Consider the following 18,514-nt stretch of genomic DNA (forward strand, 5'->3'; position numbering starts at 1 on the left):
CCCAAAGCGAGGTTCAATGTGAAGAAGGTACTTGCCGTCATGCTCTGCGCGGGTCTGCTCGCGGCTTGTGAAAGCGATGGCTATGGCAACAATAACGAAGTCGCCGGCACCATCATCGGCGCCGGCCTCGGCATGGCGCTGGGCTCCACGGTGCACGGCGACGGCGGCGCGGCCATGGTCATGGGCGGCATCCTCGGCGGCGCCATCGGCAACCGCGTCGGCAACCGGCTCGACGAGGCGGACCGCATCAAGCACCAGCAGGCCTATTACCACGCCATGAACAACAACCGGGATTACGACACTGCGGGCTGGTACGACCCCGATTCCGGCGCGCGCGGCGCAGTCACCCCTCAGCGCTCGTATACCGACCGCCGTGGCTTGCAGTGCCGCGAGTTCCAGCAGGAAATCTGGATCGGTGGCCGCCGCGAGGAAGGCTACGGCACGGCGTGCCGCATGCCCGACGGCAGCTGGAAGATCATGAACAATTCATAGAAATATTCGCCGGACACTTGTGTCCTCGTCAGACTGATTTCCGGCGGATTATGTGAGGCGCGGCTGATATCCCCCCAGCCGCGCCTCACTCGTTTTTCAGGCGTCGAAGTCGCCTTCCGGCGCCTGGCGCTTGAACTTTATCCTCACCTGCCAGCTGTCCTTGCCGAACTGAGCCGACACGTCCTCGGCTTCGCTGCTGGTCATGTCGGCGCCCTTCGGGATCGCTTCGGCGGCGATGTCGATGGCGCTTTGCGCGTCCGACGCGCTGACGATGGATTCGAAGGTGCCGCGCATGCGGGACATCAGCCGGACCTCCTGCCGAGGAACACCGAGACCGCCAGCAGCAGCCAGCCCAGCATCAGCGCCGTGCCGCCCAGCGGCGCCATGAATGTGGGCGTCATCGCCCCGAAGGCGCGCAGATAGAGCGAGCCGCAGAACAATACCGTTCCGAACAGGAAAGCCATGCCTGCGCCGTGGGCGATGCCGGCGCGGGCGTGACCGATGGCCAGGCCCACCGCGACCAGTGCGAGGGCGTGGGTGAAGTGATAGTGGCTGGCCGTCTCGAACAGCGACCGGGCGTGATCGTCCATCGGCACCGCGTGGCTGCCTGCCGCGCCCAGGGCAACGGCGGAAAACGCCAGCACGGCGCCGGTCGGGGTCCAGAGTTTCATGGGCGCCTCGGCAGGTTGAACAGCTCCGACAGCAATTCGTAGGACCGGAGCCTGGCCTTGAAATCGTAGCAGATGGTGAGCACGACAAGCTCGTTGGTGTCGTAGTTGTCGGCGAACTCGGCCATCTGCTGCTTTACCTGCTCCGGCGCGCCGATGATCGAGTGGGTCTTGCGGCGGTTGATCATGGCCCGTTCCTCGTCCGTATAGGGATAGGCCAGTGACTCCTCGGGCGACGGATAGGGGCCAAGCCGGCCCTGCTCGAACCGCAGCCGCCACAGGTCGCGGCTGGCGGCCGCGCGCAGCGCTTCCTCCTCGGTGTCGGCGCACAGCACGAACACGCCGACGCTGACCTTGGGCACGCCATAGAACCGCGACGGCCGGAAGTAGCGGCGGTACTGTTCGACAATCTCGCGGCCGCCGTCCGGCGCGATGAAGTGGGCGAACGAGAACGCCAGCCCGAACTGGGCGGCCAGCGCCGCGCTCTGGTCGCTCGATCCGAGCATCCATACCTGCGGTACCGTGCCGGGCCGCGGCGTGGCGCGGACATCGGCCAGCGCCTGGGTCGCGGGCGGCGTGTCGGTCAGGAAGGCCAGCGTGTCGGCCACCCTGGTGCCGAAGAATTCCACGCCGACCTGCGAGCCATAGGCCAGCGCCGCCGAAGTGAGATGGTCGGCGCCCGGTGCGCGTCCGATGCCCAGGTCGATCCGGTTCGGCGACATGGTCTCGAGGATCCGGAAGTTCTCGGCCACCTTCAGCGGGCTGTAATGGCTGAGCATGACGCCGCCCGAGCCGACGCGCATATGCGAAGTCTCGGCGGCGATGCGGGTGATCAGGATTTCTGGAGACGAGCCGGCGAAGCCGCTGGTGCTGTGGTGCTCGGCCAGCCAGAACCGGGTATAGCCCCAGCGCTCGGCGGCCTTGGCCAGTTCGATCGTCTCATGGATGGCGTCGGCCGCGGTGCCGCTCTCGCGGATCGGTGACTGGTCGACAACGCTGAGCTTGAGGTCGGACATCTCGGCATCGGCTGTTAAGCGGGCCCTAAGCACTAGGTGGCTTCGGCGTCGAACACAAGCCTTGCCGGTGTCCCGGCAGCGGGAGAGGAAGATGGGGCCAGACGCCACGCCGCGACAGTCAGCGCTGAACACTTGCCTTCTGTCGCGAGTCGGCAAGGCTGGACCGGAACTGGCTCAGATCGCCAGGCCGAGAACCATTCCGCCGATGAATACCAGCGCGATGAACGCGTCGGCTGCGATGATCGTCACCGCTTCCACGGCATTGGCAACCGTATCGGTATCGGGGCGGTGAATCTTGAGGGTACGCATTTGCTTGCTCCAGTGGTGAGTTGCGTTGGCCTCACAACTCAAGAATACCACCAAAGCTGTTGTGATAAAATGATCGGAAATATCGCTCGAGACGTGCGTATTCGCACGATGCCGCGGTGGCTGGTCCCCAGACAAGAGAAAGGCCGCGCCATCGTCAGACGGAGCGGCCTTTCCTGATGCCCCCGGGGAGGGAACGCATCAGCCTACGAAGGCGGTGAAGAGGCCGGCGCAGGTCAGCAGCGCGATCAGGGCACCCGTGGCGACGTTGAGCGTGCTGTCGATGTCGAAATGACGGGTCGTATTCATGGTCGTTATCCTCGTGTCGTATCTCGGGGCGGGGATGCCCTTCCGATAAGAGAAATATATTGCAGGTGCGGCCGTGTTAAAATGATCGGAATATGCATAATGGGTGTGCATAAACGATCTTGATATGTGTTAAAGAAGATTGATGCGTTTCCGAAAAAGGCGCTGAAAAACGCATATAAAACGATATAAAACAGTCGGATATGTACAAAAACAAAAATACTAAGATATGCATAAATGCAATGACATAGAGGCGGATGTGTTGCGCTGCAACACGATTCACGCCCGGTATATGCTGTCAGTGCGAGCGTGCTTCCACGCTCGACTCAAGCAGGGGAGCCGTGCATTAATGCGGCTCATGATTGATTGGGATGACATCCGCTACTTCCTCGCCGTCGCTCGCCGCGGCTCCATCACGTCGGCCGCGCGCGACCTCGGGGTGAACCATTCGACGGTGTCTCGCCGTATCGCCGCGTTCGAGGATAATCTGGGCGTCCGGCTGTTCGACCGGGTCGCCACCGGATACAACCTGACCCCTGCCGGGCAGGAGATGGTGCCGTCGGCCCAGCGCATGGAGGAAGAGGCGCTTGGCCTCGACCGCCGGCTCTATGGCCGGGACACCGAGCTTGGCGGCGTGCTGCGGGTAACGACGGCCGGTACCTTCGTCAATCCGTTCCTGATGGAGCAGATCGGGCGGTTCCTGGCCGAATATCCGGGCATCGACATCGATCTGGTGGTGTCGACCGATCTGGCGAACCTGCATGCCCGCGAGGTCGACGTGGCGATCCGCGCCACGCTCAATCCACCCGACACGCTGGTCGGCCGCCGCATCGGCAGGCTGGCGGCCATGCTTTATGGGCGGCACGATTTCATTGCGCCGGGTGAGCCCGGGGCGACCAGCGCGTCGGCGGCGCCCGACGTCATCGCGTTCGAGGGCTCCGGTCGCGACTATACGGATGCAAGCTGGTTCAGCGACGTCTACCCGAACGCCCGCACGCGGGTGCGGCTGAACAATGTCGAGGCGGCGTATCATGGCATCCTGTCGGGAGTCGGTATCGGTATGCTGCCCTGCCATGTCGGCGACATCAGCCCGGAATTGCGGCGCCTGCCGCCCTACCATCTCGAGCCGGTGTTCGACCTGTGGCTGCTTACCCATGCCGACCTGAGGCGCACCGCCAAGGTCCGGGCATTCATCAACTTCATGGCCAATGCGATCATGCCCCACAAGGATCTGATCGAGGGCAAGCGTCCGCCCGGTTTCTCATCGGGCGACAGGCTCGCCGTGGACAGCGGCTATGCCGCTGCGGCCGGGATGTCCCAGGATGTGCCGGAGGACGTCAGCGCCTAGCGCTTGCGGACGCCCAGCTTGGCCGTCGAGGACGCGGTGACCAGCAGGTCGCCGGCCTCGTTGAACAGCCGGCCCTCCAGGAACACGATGGAGCGCCCCTGGCGCACCACCTGACCCTCGCAGACCACCGGGCCGATGGGCGCGGGGCCGATGAAGGTGGTCTTCATCTCCAGGGTCTGGATGATCTGGCCATCATCGAGTCGCTGGAGCACCGCGCGGGACATGGCGTTGTCCAGCATGGCCGCCAGGATACCGCCTTGTATCAGGCCGCTGCTGTTATCGAACGCCTCGGTGCCCAGATAGCGGATGCGAATCCAGCCCTGCTCCGCATGGCCGTCGATGAAGGTGGCGCCCAGTGTATCGTTGATCGCGGCGCTGCGGCGCCTGGTCGGATTGTCGTCGGTCACGCAAGCCTCCTTGTGGTTCAGTGACTTGTACCCTCGGGGCTGGCCGCGTCAATCCGCTGCCTGTCAGATTCGATAGTTCGCGGGTGTCGGGCTTTTCTGATACGCTACGGAGAGCTGGAAGCAGATTGTCTTTAAGGGGAAGATCCATGGCTACAAAACTCAAGGATGTTAACGACTGGCGCTCGCAGCCGTCGCCCAAGTGGCCGGAACCCGAGCTGCGTGGTCACCGCATCCCAGGCTACCGTTATCACTCCGAGGATTTCTGGAAGCAGGAATGGGAGACCATGTGGACCAAGGTGTGGCTGCTGGTCGGCCGCGCCCCCGAGATCCCCGAGCCCGGCGACTACCAGATGGAAGAGATCGGACCCGAATCCTTCCTCATGGTGCGCCAGCAGGACGGCTCGATCCGCTCGTTCTACAATGTCTGCCAGCACCGCGGCGCCCGCCTGATCTTCAACGACATCGGCACCGTCGATTCGTTCACCTGCCCGTATCATGGCTGGCGCTGGGAGATCGACGGCACCTTGACCTTCGCGCTCGACCCCGAGGATTTCCCCGAGGGCGATCCCTGCGGCAAGCTGACCCTCGAAGAAGTGAAGTGCGAGGAATTCGCCGGTTTCATCTGGATCAACATGGATCCCGAAGCCGTCACCCTGAAGGAATATCTCGGCCCGATCTGGGATGACTGGAACGCCTACGGCTTCGACAGCTGGAAGCGTTACCAGGCCATGCGCGTGCGCGCCCCGATCAACTGGAAGGTCGTGCTCGACAACTTCAACGAGTCCTACCACCTTCCGGCAGTGCATCCGGAATCGGATACGTCGATCGAAGAGAACTACAAGTGGACCCAGTTCGACCTGTCGGAAGAGGGCCACAACCGCATGATCATGAAGGCGGGGCTGCCGTCCAATTCCCTCAGGGACAAGAATGTCCCGCTGCTGCGCGAGCCGCTGATCTCGACGCTGAAGGCATGGGGCCTCGATCCGGCTGAATTCGAGGGCCGCGAATACGAGACCCGCGAAGCGATCCAGCAGGCCAAGCGCGAAGTCGGCAAGCAGAAGGGTTACACCCACTACGAGAATCTGCGCGACGACCAGCTGACGGACGCCTATCACTACACGATCTTCCCGAACTTCGCGGTGACGGCGTGGGCCGATGGCTTCCATTTCCTGCGCGCCATCCCGCACCCGACCGACCCGACCAAGTGCATCTTCGACAATTGGTGGTACGCCAGCCAGCCGGAAGGCGAGACCGCGCCGGTGTTCACGGCGGGCGGCCCGGTGGATCGTGATGCCGAGGTCGACCTCGACGTGTTCGATTACGGCGAGAAGAGCCTGGGCTTTGCCATCGACCAGGACATGGGCGTGACCGCAGGCCAGCAGCTCGGCTTCCGCAGCCGCGGCTTCAACGGCGTGTATCTCTCCGGCCAGGAGCGCCGCATTCGCCGCTATCACGAAGTGATCGACGATTACATCGAGGGCCGCCGCCCGCAGAAGGGCTGATCACCTCGCAGGCCAAAGAAAGGGCGCGTGTTTCGGCACGCGCCCTTTTTCTTTGTTGTTGGCCCGGGGCCCACGGCGCGAGGGCGGGTCGCTCATCTTCGATGTGCGCGCCGCCGTCTCCGCTGCCGGGACGGACAGACCGAATGACTGTAGGTCAAGGCCGCTAGAGCGGTGCCGGGTTGACGCAGGCGGCGTTGTCGATGCGCAGCTCGGCGCCGTTGATGAACTTCGATTCATCCGACGCGAGGAACAGCACCGTGTGGCCCACGTCCATCGGTTCGCCAAGGCCCGGGCCGGGTTTAGGGTCGCCCGCTTGCTCCTGGATCTGTTCGGCCTCGCCGGTGCCCGCGGTCTCCGCGCGAAGGCCCAGCACCAGCGGCGTCACGATCACACCGGGCAGCAGGCAATTGACGCGGATATTGTAGCGCTCCTGCTGGCAATGGATCGCCGCGGCATTGGTCATCGACCGCACCGCGCCCTTGCAGGCGGCATAGGCGAAGACGTCCTTGTAGCCCATGATCGCCGTGGTCGAGGCCATGTTGATGATCGAGCCCGGTCTGCCATTCCGCTTGATCGTCTCGATCCCGTATTTGAGGCCCAGATAGGTGCCATCCATGTGGATGCGCTGATGGAGGCGGTAATCCTCCCAGCTGCATGACTCGACGGTGCCGGGCCGGACCATGCCGGCATTGTTGACCACGACATTGAGTTCGCCGAAATGATCGAGCGTCTGCGCGATGACCCGCTCCCATTGGTCGCGCTCGGCGACATCGTGCGCGATAAAGATGGCGCTCCCGCCTGCCTGCTGGACGGTTTCCTCGCCGCCCTGCCGGTTGATGTCCGTGACGACAACCTTTGCGCCCTCACGCGCCAGCGCCAGCGCATCCGCCCGACCCAGACCAGACCCGCCGCCCGTGACCAGGCACACCTTGTCCTGCACCCTTCCCATGGACCGCCCTCCCTTTTTTCCCGGATAAAAATTCATGCTATGGGCGGGCACCCCTTACCTCAATCGGAAAGTCCGGGCCGGCCCCGCGTGAGAAGTGCAGACTGGGCGGCGACAACTCCTTGATCCCATCACCCGGGCCGTCGATTGGCGCATGGGCCCGGAGCCGACACAACCGGCTCTAAACGATCAGTCCTGCGATGGCCGCCGTCATGCAGGTTGCGATAGTGCCGGCGACAATGGACTTCAGACCCAGGCCGACGATGTCGCTGCGCCGCTCGGGCGCCATGGCGGCCATGCCGCCGATCATGATGCCCAGGCTGCCGAAATTGGCGAAGCCGCACAGCGCATAGGTCATGATCAGCTCCGAATGGGGCGACAGCGCGCCGTTGGGCAGCGCCGCCATCTCGGCATAGGCCAGCAATTCGTTGAGGATCACCTTGGTGCCTAGCAGGCCGCCTGCGGTCTGCGCCTCGGTCCAGGGGATGCCCATCAGCCAGGCCACCGGCGACAGCGCCCAGCCGGCCATGCGCTGCAGGGTCAGCGGTGCGCCGTTCACATCCGGCAGCAAGCCGATGGCGGCGTTGAGCAGCGTCACCAGCGCCACCAGCACGATCAGCATGGCAATGATGTTGAGCAGCAGGGCGATGCCGTTGGTGGTGCCACGGGTCAGCGCGTCCATGCTGTTCTCGGCCTCCGACCGGGGGACGACCATCATGGAGTCCTGCGGCCGCGCTGTCGGAGGCACCATCAGCGCCGCCACCATGATGGCGGCCGGTGCGCTGATTACCGACGCGGTCACCAGATGGCCGGCGGCATCCGACATGATCGGCGCCAGCATGGCGGCATAGAGCACCAGCACCGTGCCGGCGATGGTCGCCATGCCGCCGGTCATCACCAGGAACAGGTCGCCCCGGTCCATGCGCGTCAGATAGGGACGGATCAGCAGCGGCGCCTCGACCATGCCGACGAATATGTTGGCGGCGGTGCTGAGGCCGACCGGTCCGCTGACGCCGAGCGTACGGTTCAGCGCCCAGGCGAAGGCGCTGACGATGGCCGGCAGCACCCGCCAGTAATAGAGCAGGGCGCTCACCGCGCTCACGACCAGCACCAGCGGCAGCGCATTGAACGCCAGGATGAACGTGCTGCCGGTGCCGCCCGAGGCGAACGGAGAGGGCCCGCCGCCCAGATAGCCGAATACGAAGCTGGTGCCCGCGGTGGTCGCCTGCTGCAGGGCCTCGACCAGGTGATTGATGCCCGAGAACACCTGTTTGGATCCCGGCACGCGCAGGAACAGCAGGGCGAGCAGAAACTGCAGGACGAGGGCGCCCAGCACCATCTTGATGCGGAATGCCCGCCGATCCTCGCTGATAACCCATGCCAGCGCGGTCAGCGCCACGATGCCCAAGATCGCCTGCACGATGTCCCCCTCATTTGCCGGCCTCGCCATATTGGGAGCGAAGCGGCCCGCGCAGGCAAAGCATTTCTCGCCTGCCGCACTTACTTTGTCATGCGGGTGCGCTATAAATCGTCACGCATGAACCGAGGAAGATACCGCATGAGCACGACAGGAACCGCCCCCCAGCGACGGATGGATCTCCAGGGCGCGAGCAACTTTCGCGACCTGGGCGGATACGAGGCGGCCGATGGCCGCAAGGTGAAATGGCGGCACCTGTACCGGTCCAACTCACTGGCGGCGCTGACCGACACGGACCTGGAGCATTTCGGCGGTCTGGGCATCAAGGTGATCTGCGACCTGCGCCGCGAGGAGGAAAGCGTCGAGGCGCCGAGCCGGCTGCCCGCGAGCAATGCGCCCACGATCCTGCAACTCCCCATTGGTCCGCAGCGCAAGGATTCCAAGCTCTATGAATATCTGTGGAGCGGCGAGGCCACCGAGGAGCAGCTGCGCGACGTGATGAAGGGCATCTACCGGGAATTCGCGATCAAGTTCGCCCCGCAATATGCCGAATTCATGCGCCGGGTCGCCCGTGCCGACCAGTTGCCGCTGCTGTTCCACTGCGCCGCCGGCAAGGACCGCACCGGCTTCGCCGCGGCGATCATCCTCGAGGCGCTGGGCGTGTCGCGCGAGACCATCCTCGAGGATTACGCGCTGACCAATGACTATGCCCGGCGCAACCTGATCGACAAATATCCCGAGCTTAAGTCGCCCGAGCTGTTCCACACCATGATGGCCGCCAACCCGGATTATCTGCTGGCGTCCTACGCGGCGGTGAACGAGGCGTTCGGCAGCTTCGACGGCTATCTCACCGAAGGCCTCGGCATGACCGCCCAGGCGAAGGAAGATCTGCGCGCCCTGCTGCTGGAATAGCGCCGGCGGTTACGGTTCGATTTCGTAAACGGTCCGTTTCAACCTTTTCTATTTTTAACGCGTTCGCGAGGTAGCATTGTAGGTCCTGCCGCGACGGGAAACCGATGGCCGCGGCGCTGATCCGAGGAGGGGAATTTCCATGTCGACATCTTCAACTACATCTTCGAGCGTGCTGGCCACGGGCGGCGGTCAGGCGCTGATCGACGTATCCGACACGGTCATACTGCTGCTCGATCACCAGTCGGGGCTGTTCCAGACGGTCAAGGACATCAGTGTCGCCGAGCTTCGGACGAACGTGGTCATGCTGGCCCGGCTCGCGTCGCTGCTGAAGATACCCGTCATCACGACGGCATCCGAGCCGGGCGGCCCGAACGGACCGCTGATGCCGGAAATCCATGAGCATGCGCCGCATGCGACTTACGTGCCGCGTACCGGCGAGGTCAACGCCTGGGACAACGAAAATTTTGTGAGGACGGTGCGCGACACCGGCCGCAAAACGCTGGTCATGGCCGGCGTATGGACCAGTGTCTGCGTGATGTTTCCGGCGCTCGACGCCCTGGCGGCAGGGTTCAAGGTGTACGCCGTGATCGATGCATCGGGTGACCCGAGCGAGATGACGTCGCGGACGACGCTGGCGCGCTTCACCCAGGCCGGCGTGATTCCGACCTCGACGAACGCAGTCCTGTCGGAGACCCACCGCACCTGGCGCCGCCCCGAAGCCGCCGAACTGGCCAAGCTCTATGCTCTCGTGGCGCCGAACTACGCCGCCGTGATGGAGAGCTACCAGAAGGCCCAGGATGTCGTCACCCAATCCAAGTGAAGGCAACATGGCACAGATCACCCGCCGATATGCCATCGCCGGCGCTTCGGCACTCGGCGTGGCTGCCGCGCTCGGCCCGGCCTTCGCTAACCGAGGAACCAGGATCATGCCAGACCGCGACCTCATCCTGATCAACGGCAAGGTCACGACGCTCGACAGTGCCAGACCCGCCGCCGATTCGCTCGCCATCCGTGACGGCCGCTTCCTCGCGGTGGGAACCGAGAAGGAGGTGCGCCAGGCCGCCGCTCCAGACGCCCAGGTCATCGACCTGGGCGGCCGGCGGGTCATTCCCGGGCTGATCGACAGCCACATGCACATCATCCGCGGCGGGCTCAACTACAACATGGAGCTGCGCTGGGACGGCGTGCCGTCGCTGGCGGACGCGATGGCCATGCTGAAGAAGCAGGCGCAGGTGACGCCGCCGCCGCAATGGGTGCGCGTGGTGGGCGGCTTCACCGAGCACCAGTTCGCCGAGAAGCGCTTGCCGACCCTCGACGAGATCAACGCCGCCGCGCCGGAAACCCCGGTGTTCATCCTGCATCTCTACGACCGGGCGCTGCTCAACCGCGCCGCCCTGCGCGCCGTCGGCTACACGAAGGACACGCCCAATCCGCCGGGTGGCGAGATCGTCCGCGACGCCGCGGGCGAGCCCACGGGGCTGCTGCTCGCCCAGCCCAACGCGATGATCCTCTATTCGACCCTGGCGAAGGGTCCCAAGCTGCCGCCCGAATACCAGCTGAACTCCACCCGGCACTTCATGCGCGAGCTGAATTCGCTGGGCGTGACGGGCGTGATCGACGCGGGCGGCGGCTTCCAGAACTATCCCGAGGACTATCAGATCATCGAGACGCTGCACGACGACGGCCAGCTGACGGTGCGGATCGCCTACAACCTGTTCACCCAGAAGCCGAATCAGGAGCTGACCGACTTCGCCGGCTGGGCGGAGATGGCGACACCGGGGCAGGGCGACGACACCTACCGGCTGAACGGCGCCGGCGAGATGCTGGTCTACAGCGCGGCCGATTTCGAGGACTTCCGGGTCGAGCGGCCCGAGATGCCGCCGAATATGGAAGGCGACCTCGAGGCGGTGGTGCGCCTGCTGGCCGAGAAGCGCTGGCCATGGCGGCTGCACGCCACCTACAACCAGACCATCAGCCGCGCCCTCGACGTGTTCGAGACCGTGAACCGGGACATCCCGTTCGACGGCCTGCACTGGTTCTTCGATCATTGCGAGACCATCGACCAGCGCAACATCGAGCGGATCGCCGCGCTGGGCGGCGGCATCGCCGTGCAGCACCGCATGGCCTATCAGGGCGAGTATTTCGTCGAGCGCTACGGCGCCAGGGCGGCCGAGGCGACGCCGCCCATCCGGCGCATGCTGGACGCGGGCGTGCCGGTCGGCGCGGGCACCGACGCGACCCGGGTCGCCAGCTACAATCCGTGGGTGTCGCTGTCCTGGCTGGTGACGGGAAAGACCGTCGGCGGCCTGGGGCTCTATCCCGCGGCCAACCGGCTGGACCGGGAGGAGGCGCTGCGGCTGTGGACCGACGCCAACACCTGGTTCTCGGGCGAGGCCGGCAAGAAGGGCCGGATCGAGGCTGGCCAGCTTGCCGACCTGGCCGTGCTGAGCGGCGACTATTTCAGTGTTCCCGAGGCCGAGATCGTCCACCTGCGCTCGGTGCTCACCCTGCTGGGCGGCAGGCTGGTGCATGGCGAGGGCGATTATGGCCCGCTCGCGCCGCCGCTGCCGCCGCCGGCGCCGGACTGGTCGCCGGTCAGGACTTTTGGCGGCTATCACCGCGACGCCGGTCATGCCCATGCCATGGCGGCCGCCTGCGGCTGCGCCAGCGCCTGCGCCGTACACGGGCACGATCACGCGGCGTCGCTGGGCGCGCGCCTTCCGGTGGCCGACGACCGCGGCTTCTGGGGCGCCCTCGGCTGCGGCTGCTGGGCGGTGTGAGGTGACGGCGGGCGAGCCCGGCCCCCTTCGCCTGCCGGTCTTCCGGGCGCTGTGGATCGCCACCATCGTCTCCAATGTGGGGACGTGGATGCATGACGTGGGCGCCGCGTGGCTGATGACCTCTCTGTCGGCCAATCCGCTGATGGTGGCGCTGGTGCAGGCGGCGACGACGCTGCCGATGTTCCTGTTCGCGCTGCCCGGTGGCGCGCTCGCCGACATCGTCGACCGCCGCAAACTGTTGCTGGCGGCCCAGGTCTGGAGCCTGCTGTCGGCCGGGGCGCTGGCGGCGCTGACGCTGGCGGGACTGACCGATGCCCTCGTGCTGCTGCTTCTGACCTTCTCGCTGGCGACGGCGGCCGCGCTCAACGCGCCGGCGTTTCAGTCCATCGTGCCCGAGCTGGTGCCGAAAACCGTGCTTCCCGATGCGGTCGCGCTCAACAGCCTGGGCGTCAACATCTCGCGCGCCATCGGCCCGGCGCTGGGCGGCCTGATCGTCGCCGCGTCGGGTCCGGCCGCCGTCTTCCTGCTCAATGCCGTCTCCGTCCTCGGCGTGATGGTGGTGCTCTATCGCTGGCGCCGGCCGCCGGCCGCGTCACACCTGCCGCCCGAGCACTTCCTGGGCGCGCTCAGGGCGGGGGCGCGCTATGTGCGCCAGTCGCCGGAGCTGCGCGTGGTGCTGGTGCGCAGCATCGCGTTCTTCCTGTTCGCCAGCGCCACCTGGGCGCTATTGCCGGTGATCGCACGCCGCGACATGGGGCTGGGCGCGGCGGAATATGGCGGCCTGCTCGGCTTCATGGGCGGCGGCGCGGTGGCCGGCGCCCTGCTCCTGCCCAGGCTGCGCGGCCGCGTCTCCTCGAACGCCTTGACCGTCGCGGCCACCATCGGCTTCGCTTGTGTCGCCCTGGCCCTGTCGATGGTGTCCAGCTATTGGGCCGCCTGCGCGGTCATGGCTGTCGCGGGCATGTCGTGGATCGCCATGCTGTCGGCGCTCAACGTCGCGGCGCAGATGTCGGCGCCGGGCTGGGTGAAGGCGCGGGCGCTCGCCGTCTACATGGTGGTGTTCCAGGGCGCCATGACCGCCGGCAGCACGCTCTGGGGCGTGCTCGCGGCGCAGACCGATGTCCGCACGGCGTTGATGGTCGCGGCGGCCGGCCAGCTCGTGGCTGTCGCCGTGGCGTTCATCCGGCCGCTCGGCGGCGATTCCCGGCTTGATCTGGCGGCTTCCATGCATTGGCCGGCCCCGCAGGTCGACGGCGAGGTCGCGCTCGACCGGGGGCCGGTGATGGTGACAGTGGAATACCGGGTCGATCCGGCGCGCGTGGCCGAGTTCGCCCATGCCATGGACAGCCTGCACCGCGTCCGCCGGCGGGACGGGGCGATCTCCTGGAACCTCTACGAGGATCCGTCGCAACCCGGCCTGATGGTCGAGACCTTCGTGCTGGAAAGCTGGCTCGAGCACCTGCGCCAGCACGAGCGGGTCACCCACACCGACCACGCGCTGCAGGACGACATCGCCCGGTTCCATCTGGGACCGGACAAGCCGGTGGTCCGCCATCTGATCGCCCCGGCCCGCTCGCCATGAAAAAGGCCCCCGCGTCGCTGCGGGGGCCTTCCATGGCTACGGCGTGTAGCCGGTGTCGACCAGTACCAGCTCGCTGTCCTCCAGCGCGGTGACGCGGAGCACGTCGACCTCGCTGATCGCCGCGCCGTCGCGGGTGTTCACCCGCACGCCGTTGACCTCGACCGAGCCGACGGCCGGCACCAGGTAGCCGTAGCGGTCGCCGCCCAGCCGATACTCGATCGTCTCGCCAGCCTTCAACGTGGCGCCGGCGACGCGGGCGTCGGTGCGGATCGGCAGCGCGTCCTCATCGCCGTCGATGCCGCTGGCGAGGGTCACGAACCGGCCGGAGCGGTCACCCTTGGGGAAGGGCCTGGCGCCCCAGGACGGCGCCTTCCGGTCCGGCTCGCTGGGGATGATCCAGATCTGGAACAGCGTCGTCTCCTCGTCCTCCATGTTGTATTCGGAGTGCGAGACGCCGGTGCCCGCCGACATCACCTGGACATCGCCCGCCTCGGTGCGGCCTTCATTGCCCAGGCTGTCCTTGTGGGTGATGGCGCCCTTGCGGACATAGGTGATGATTTCCATGTCGGCGTGCGGGTGCGGCGGAAAGCCGCTGTGCGGGGCGATGGTGTCGTCGTTCCACACCCGCAGATTGCCCCAGTGCATCCGCTCCGCGTCGCGGTAGCCGGCAAACGAGAAATGATGCTTGGCGTCGAGCCACCCATGGTCGGCGCCGCCGAGGCTGGTAAAGGGACGAAGCTCGATCATCTGAATTCTCCTGATCTTGTGTGTCATGTCCTGCCGCGTCGCGGCCTTGCATGGACACAAGATGGGTGCTTTCATTCGTTGACGAAATACACATGATCGAAACTCTTTGTTTCAGGAATCGTCATGCTGCCTGACTTTGAAGCCTGGGCCATTTTCGCCACGGTCGCCGAACGGGGATCGTTCTCGGCGGCGGCTGCCGATCTGGGCCTGTCCAAGGCCACGGTGTCCAAGGCGGTAAGCCGGCTGGAGCTGCGCCTCGGCGCGCCGCTGCTGCACCGCACCTCGCGCAAGCTGGCGCTGACCGACACGGGCCGGCTGGCCCTCGAGCGGGCGGCGCGTATCCGGGCGGAAGGCGAGACGCTCGAGTTGGAGGCGACCGAGACGGCCGCCATGCCGCGCGGCACCGTCCGGCTGGCCGCGCCCATGTCGTTCGGTATCGAGCATCTTGGCGAGGCGCTGCCCGACTTTCTGGCGCTGTATCCGGATGTCGCCGTCGACCTGCATCTGAGCGACTACGCCATCGATCTGGTGGGGCAGGGCATCGACGTGGCGCTGCGCATCGGCGCGCTGGCCGATTCGTCGCTGCGCGCCCGCCGGCTGTGTGCGGTGCGCCGGCCACTGGTCGCCTCGCCGGCCTATTGGGCGCGGCATGGCACGCCACGGCATCCGCGCGACCTGGAGCAGCACAGGGCCATCATCTATTCGCACCTTGCCTCCCCCAGCCATTGGACCTTCCAGCACCCGCTGGAGGGCGACGTGGCCGTGAAGGTCACCGGCCAGTTCGCGACCAACAATGGCGATGTGGCGGTGCCGGCGCTGCTCGCCGGCGTCGGCATGGCGTTGCAGCCTGAGTTCCTGATCTGGCGCGAGCTGCGGGACGGCCGGCTGGAGGAGGCGCTGCCCGGCTGGTCCGTTCCGTCCATCGCGCTGCACATCGTCACCCCGCCGGGCACCCTGCGCCCGGCGCGGGTGACCGCGCTGATCGACTTCCTTGCCGCACGGTTCGTGAAGGCAACATGGGCGCATGCCATGGACGGCAAGACCGGAGGCCGCTAGTCTGCGCCAGGGGATACTTTCCGGTAACATCGGGGCGAGGAGACACGCATGAAGTTCGGGGTCAGCATATTCGTGACGCATTTCAGCGCGGGACCCGCCGAGATCGCGGCCGAGGCGGAGCGCCTTGGATTCGAGTCCCTGTTCGTGTCCGAGCACTCGCATATTCCGGTCGACACCAAGTTCCCGCTCAGTGACGACGTGCCGATGGCCTATCGGAGCATGCTGGATCCGTTCGTGGCGCTTGGCGCGGCGGCGGCCGTGACCCGCAGGATCAAGCTGGGAACGGCGATCTGCATCGTGCCGCAACATGACCCGATCCATTGCGCCAAGGCGATCTCGACCCTGGATCAGATCTCAGGCGGGCGCGTGGTATTCGGCGTCGGCGCCGGGTGGAATCCGCCCGAAATGGAGAATCACGGCGTCGCCTTCGCCACGCGGTTCAAGATCATGCGTGAGCGCGTCGAGGCGATGAAGCGGCTGTGGACCGAGGAGGAAGCCGAATATCACGGCGAACTCGTCAATATCAGCCGGTCCTGGCAATGGCCCAAGCCGGTGCAGACGCCGCATCCGCCGATCCTGGTGGCCGGCGCCGGCGCGGGCATCATCAAGCGCGTGGTCGGCTATGGCGATGGCTGGATGCCGGTCGTCGCGGCGCAGTGGCACGAATCGATGAGAAACAAGATGACTCCGCTGCACGAGCTGCCGGACATGATCGCCCAGCAGCGGCAGCTGGAGGCCGAGGCGGGACGCGGCCGGACGACCATCACCGCCCTCGGCCTGCCGCCCGAGCCCCAATATATCGACCGGCTGTCTGAACTCGGCGTCGAGCGCATGGTGTTCGGACTGCCCAATGACGGGCGGGATCAGGCCTTCGCCCAGTTGCAGGCCTATGCGGATGCCGTGGCGGCCTATGCCTGATGCGGGCGGCGGCGGGGTGCTGGTGATTCGAGGCGCATGACGAAGGCGCTGGAGCGCCAGGCGCGACTGGTTCAACAAGCGGGAAGATTGCCATGAGCGAAGCGAAAGTGCCGGATGGCGTGCTTGACTGGGTAAAGGATCATGTCCGCCGCTATCTGGCGACGGATGGCGCGGACGGCCACATGTTCGCGGCGGGCAAGATGCCCCCGGTGCCAACCCTGCTGCTGACCACCACCGGCCGGAAAAGCGGCGATAAATTCATCATGCCGCTGATCTATGGCAGGAGCGGCGACGACTATGTGGTGATTGCCTCCAAGGGCGGCGCGCCAGCCCATCCCGGATGGTTCCTCAATCTGGAAGCCGATCCGGCGGTGAATGTTCAGGTGCTGGCGGACAAATTCCCGGCCCGGGCGCGGATCGCAACCGGTGCCGAGCGCGGCAAATTGTGGCGCGAGATGGCGGCGCTGTTCCCGCCCTATGACGACTACCAGCAGAAGGCTGGCCGCGAGATTCCGGTTGTCGTGCTGGAGCGTGCGTGAGTCGGAGGCCGGGCAGTGGTGCGGATGTCGGACCCACATGAGAGGCAATTAGCCTAGCGTGTCCGGCAATCCTGCTGCCGCGCCCACGACAGTGGCCCCCAATATGGCCCCCACGGCTCAGCGGTGCCCACGCAACAAGCAGTGAGCCGGTGCCTGATGCGGTCGAATATGCTCTGCGTCAGCCCTCGGCGCGGCGTGATCTTGATCGGCGCGGGAGGTAGCTTCGTCGGGTCGCGAGGCCACCCGCTGTGTATAGTCGGTCGCGACTCTATCTCGGGCTTTTTCTTCATCGTGTGACCGCCCGCCATGCGGCCCGCGCCCTCGCCAACACTCTCAGCACCGGGCGCCTGGCCGCCGCGATGTAGCCGCGCCGCAGGAACAGCGGGATTGTTTCTGGACGTGGCGGGTAGTCGCCGCGCTTCTGGAAGCATACAGAGGAGCGAGCAGGGAACGACGGTCCTTGCAACTCCACCTTGGTAGGTTGGTGCAGCCACGCAGGTAGGATCATCACGGTCACCTCAGGTATGCTGTTAGCACCTTAACAGTTCGGCAGTAGCGCGTCTGAGAATTGCCAGCCTGCGAACCACCTGCGCACATGAAGCCGGCCCAACGTCAACGTCTTGTTGCCGAACCGTAACGACCTGGAAGCCTTTCGGAGGGGGTGGGGTGGGGCCACGCGAACGTACTGGGTGGGGGGTGTTTACCTATCTCGTATAGAACGCGGCCCTTTTGATGGCTATCGGGACAGGGGAATGGTTCGCTCTCTGGATGGGCAGGAAACCGGGTGATTTTGGCACCTCCCGCGTCCAAAAAAGAAATCTCTATCGGGACAACCGACACAAATGTTATACTATAACAATGACGGGTCGAATTTGCTCCATCTGCCACCACACCGATACGCAAGAAATTGAGGACGCCCTCATTTCCGGAGTCGTGTTGCGCGCGGTGGCCGAACGGTTCGGCCTATCTAAGTCGGCGGTCGCACGGCATCGCAAGGATTGCCTAGCGCCTAAGATCGCCGCTGCGCTGCGAGTCGTCTCTCCGTCGCCCAGCCCTCGTGCAGAAGTAGTCCGCGCCAAAGGCATCGTCTCGGGTGAGGTGCTGCCAACCCAAGATGATCTGCTAAGCCTGTCGGCGCTGCTAGGGCGGCTTGCGAAGTCGCTGGGGCGGCTGGACGCTGAAGCCGACCGTGCTGTGACTGAGGACCGTCCCATGGTCCTAGCGGCGCTCAGCGGCCAGCTGCACCGAGGCATCGAGACGACAGCAAAGTTGCAGGGACTTGGGAACGAACGGCCCGAGGCGGTAGGTGCCCGTACATCCATCATCATCAACATTCCAGAGGCGCGCTCAGTGCCGAGACTGATCAATGGGCAGAGTGAACTTCCTGATTCGCCGACGTATGATGATCCGGCCGCCGAACAGCCGAAGGCGCTGATTCTCAGGTTTGGGTCGCCAACACTGGGATAAGCCACCTCCTAGCGATGCTAGCTGGCAGACGAGTTCAGACCCCAGCTGCCAAAGGCGGATATCGCATCCCGCCAGGTTACCGACCGTGCGCCGGCAGCGACTAGA

General features: G+C 65.6%; 19 protein-coding genes. 11 read left to right on the top strand and 8 right to left on the bottom strand.

The genetic code is table 11. The features are described from left to right. Positions 1-18 precede the first annotated feature (18 nt). A complete protein-coding gene (locus tag WJU21_RS13425) occupies positions 19-492 on the top strand; it encodes an RT0821/Lpp0805 family surface protein (RefSeq protein ID WP_346323953.1) in 474 nt (157 codons plus the stop codon). A 96-nt stretch (positions 493-588) separates the two neighbouring features. On the opposite strand, the gene WJU21_RS13430 is transcribed toward WJU21_RS13425, so the two are convergent. The 4 genes from WJU21_RS13430 to WJU21_RS13445 form a co-directional block, all read right to left on the bottom strand. Beyond that, positions 589-795 (bottom strand): hypothetical protein, encoded by a 207-nt coding sequence (locus WJU21_RS13430; RefSeq protein WP_346323954.1) that lies wholly within the window; start codon positions 793-795, stop codon positions 589-591. Continuing rightward, positions 795-1,163, bottom strand: a complete 369-nt coding sequence (locus WJU21_RS13435; RefSeq protein ID WP_346323955.1) for a DUF423 domain-containing protein — start codon at positions 1,161-1,163, stop codon at positions 795-797. The genes WJU21_RS13430 and WJU21_RS13435 overlap by 1 nt, the downstream gene beginning before the upstream one ends. Next, positions 1,160-2,176, bottom strand: a complete 1,017-nt coding sequence (locus WJU21_RS13440) for an LLM class flavin-dependent oxidoreductase (RefSeq protein WP_346323956.1) — start codon at positions 2,174-2,176, stop codon at positions 1,160-1,162. Before WJU21_RS13440 ends, WJU21_RS13435 begins: the two co-directional genes overlap by 4 nt. A gap of 174 nt (positions 2,177-2,350) precedes the next feature. Beyond that, entirely contained in the window at positions 2,351-2,485 is a 135-nt protein-coding gene (locus tag WJU21_RS13445; RefSeq protein WP_346323957.1) for a hypothetical protein, read from the bottom strand. Positions 2,486-3,137: 652 nt separating this feature from the next. Between WJU21_RS13445 and WJU21_RS13450 the strand changes: the two genes are divergently transcribed. Beyond that, the gene (locus tag WJU21_RS13450; protein WP_346323958.1) at positions 3,138-4,136 is read left to right on the top strand and encodes a LysR family transcriptional regulator; all 999 of its coding nucleotides are present in this window, start codon (positions 3,138-3,140) and stop codon (positions 4,134-4,136) included. Here WJU21_RS13450 and WJU21_RS13455 read toward each other — a convergent pair. After that, positions 4,133-4,543: a PaaI family thioesterase gene (locus tag WJU21_RS13455; RefSeq protein ID WP_346323959.1), complete on the bottom strand. Its 411-nt coding sequence runs from the start codon at positions 4,541-4,543 to the stop codon at positions 4,133-4,135. The genes WJU21_RS13450 and WJU21_RS13455 overlap by 4 nt on opposite strands. Before the next feature lie 146 nt (positions 4,544-4,689). On the opposite strand from WJU21_RS13455, the gene WJU21_RS13460 reads away from it, so the two are divergent. Next, complete coding sequence (locus WJU21_RS13460) at positions 4,690-6,045, top strand: aromatic ring-hydroxylating dioxygenase subunit alpha (RefSeq protein ID WP_346323960.1); 1,356 nt, start codon at positions 4,690-4,692, stop codon at positions 6,043-6,045. Between the two features lie 163 nt (positions 6,046-6,208). Here the strand turns inward: WJU21_RS13460 and WJU21_RS13465 are convergent, their stop codons facing one another. Together WJU21_RS13465 and WJU21_RS13470 are read right to left on the bottom strand one after the other, a co-directional pair. Continuing rightward, positions 6,209-6,994 carry an SDR family oxidoreductase gene (locus tag WJU21_RS13465; RefSeq protein WP_346323961.1) on the bottom strand — a complete coding sequence of 262 codons (786 nt, stop codon included), beginning with the start codon at positions 6,992-6,994 and terminating at the stop codon, positions 6,209-6,211. A gap of 178 nt (positions 6,995-7,172) precedes the next feature. Continuing rightward, positions 7,173-8,414: a nucleoside transporter C-terminal domain-containing protein gene (locus WJU21_RS13470; RefSeq protein ID WP_346324066.1), complete on the bottom strand. Its 1,242-nt coding sequence runs from the start codon at positions 8,412-8,414 to the stop codon at positions 7,173-7,175. Positions 8,415-8,549: 135 nt separating this feature from the next. On the opposite strand from WJU21_RS13470, the gene WJU21_RS13475 reads away from it, so the two are divergent. The 4 genes from WJU21_RS13475 to WJU21_RS13490 all read left to right on the top strand — a co-directional run bounded on the left by WJU21_RS13475 (position 8,550) and on the right by WJU21_RS13490 (position 13,682). Continuing rightward, positions 8,550-9,320: a tyrosine-protein phosphatase gene (locus WJU21_RS13475; protein WP_346323962.1), complete on the top strand. Its 771-nt coding sequence runs from the start codon at positions 8,550-8,552 to the stop codon at positions 9,318-9,320. A gap of 139 nt (positions 9,321-9,459) precedes the next feature. Then, a complete protein-coding gene (locus WJU21_RS13480) occupies positions 9,460-10,140 on the top strand; it encodes an isochorismatase family protein (protein WP_346323963.1) in 681 nt (226 codons plus the stop codon). Positions 10,141-10,246: 106 nt separating this feature from the next. Next, positions 10,247-12,100: an amidohydrolase gene (locus WJU21_RS13485; protein ID WP_346324067.1), complete on the top strand. Its 1,854-nt coding sequence runs from the start codon at positions 10,247-10,249 to the stop codon at positions 12,098-12,100. 1 nt (position 12,101) lies between these two features. Further along, positions 12,102-13,682, top strand: a complete 1,581-nt coding sequence (locus WJU21_RS13490; RefSeq protein WP_346323964.1) for an MFS transporter — start codon at positions 12,102-12,104, stop codon at positions 13,680-13,682. 36 nt (positions 13,683-13,718) lie between these two features. Here WJU21_RS13490 and WJU21_RS13495 read toward each other — a convergent pair whose 3' ends face one another. Next, complete coding sequence (locus WJU21_RS13495) at positions 13,719-14,429, bottom strand: pirin family protein (RefSeq protein ID WP_346323965.1); 711 nt, start codon at positions 14,427-14,429, stop codon at positions 13,719-13,721. Between the two features lie 117 nt (positions 14,430-14,546). Between WJU21_RS13495 and WJU21_RS13500 the strand changes: the two genes are divergently transcribed. The 4 genes from WJU21_RS13500 (at position 14,547) to WJU21_RS13515 (ending at position 18,409) form a co-directional block, all read left to right on the top strand. Further along, a complete protein-coding gene (locus WJU21_RS13500; RefSeq protein WP_346324068.1) occupies positions 14,547-15,485 on the top strand; it encodes a LysR family transcriptional regulator in 939 nt (312 codons plus the stop codon). Between the two features lie 48 nt (positions 15,486-15,533). Beyond that, positions 15,534-16,403 (top strand): LLM class F420-dependent oxidoreductase, encoded by an 870-nt coding sequence (locus WJU21_RS13505; RefSeq protein WP_346323966.1) that lies wholly within the window; start codon positions 15,534-15,536, stop codon positions 16,401-16,403. Between the two features lie 92 nt (positions 16,404-16,495). Continuing rightward, complete coding sequence (locus WJU21_RS13510; RefSeq protein ID WP_346323967.1) at positions 16,496-16,942, top strand: nitroreductase family deazaflavin-dependent oxidoreductase; 447 nt, start codon at positions 16,496-16,498, stop codon at positions 16,940-16,942. Between the two features lie 732 nt (positions 16,943-17,674). Then, a complete protein-coding gene (locus WJU21_RS13515; RefSeq protein ID WP_346323968.1) occupies positions 17,675-18,409 on the top strand; it encodes a hypothetical protein in 735 nt (244 codons plus the stop codon). Positions 18,410-18,514: the final 105 nt, after the last annotated feature.

Source organism: Emcibacter sp. SYSU 3D8, from assembly GCF_039655875.1.
In the GTDB taxonomy this organism is placed as follows: Bacteria; Pseudomonadota; Alphaproteobacteria; order SMXS01; family SMXS01; genus RI-34.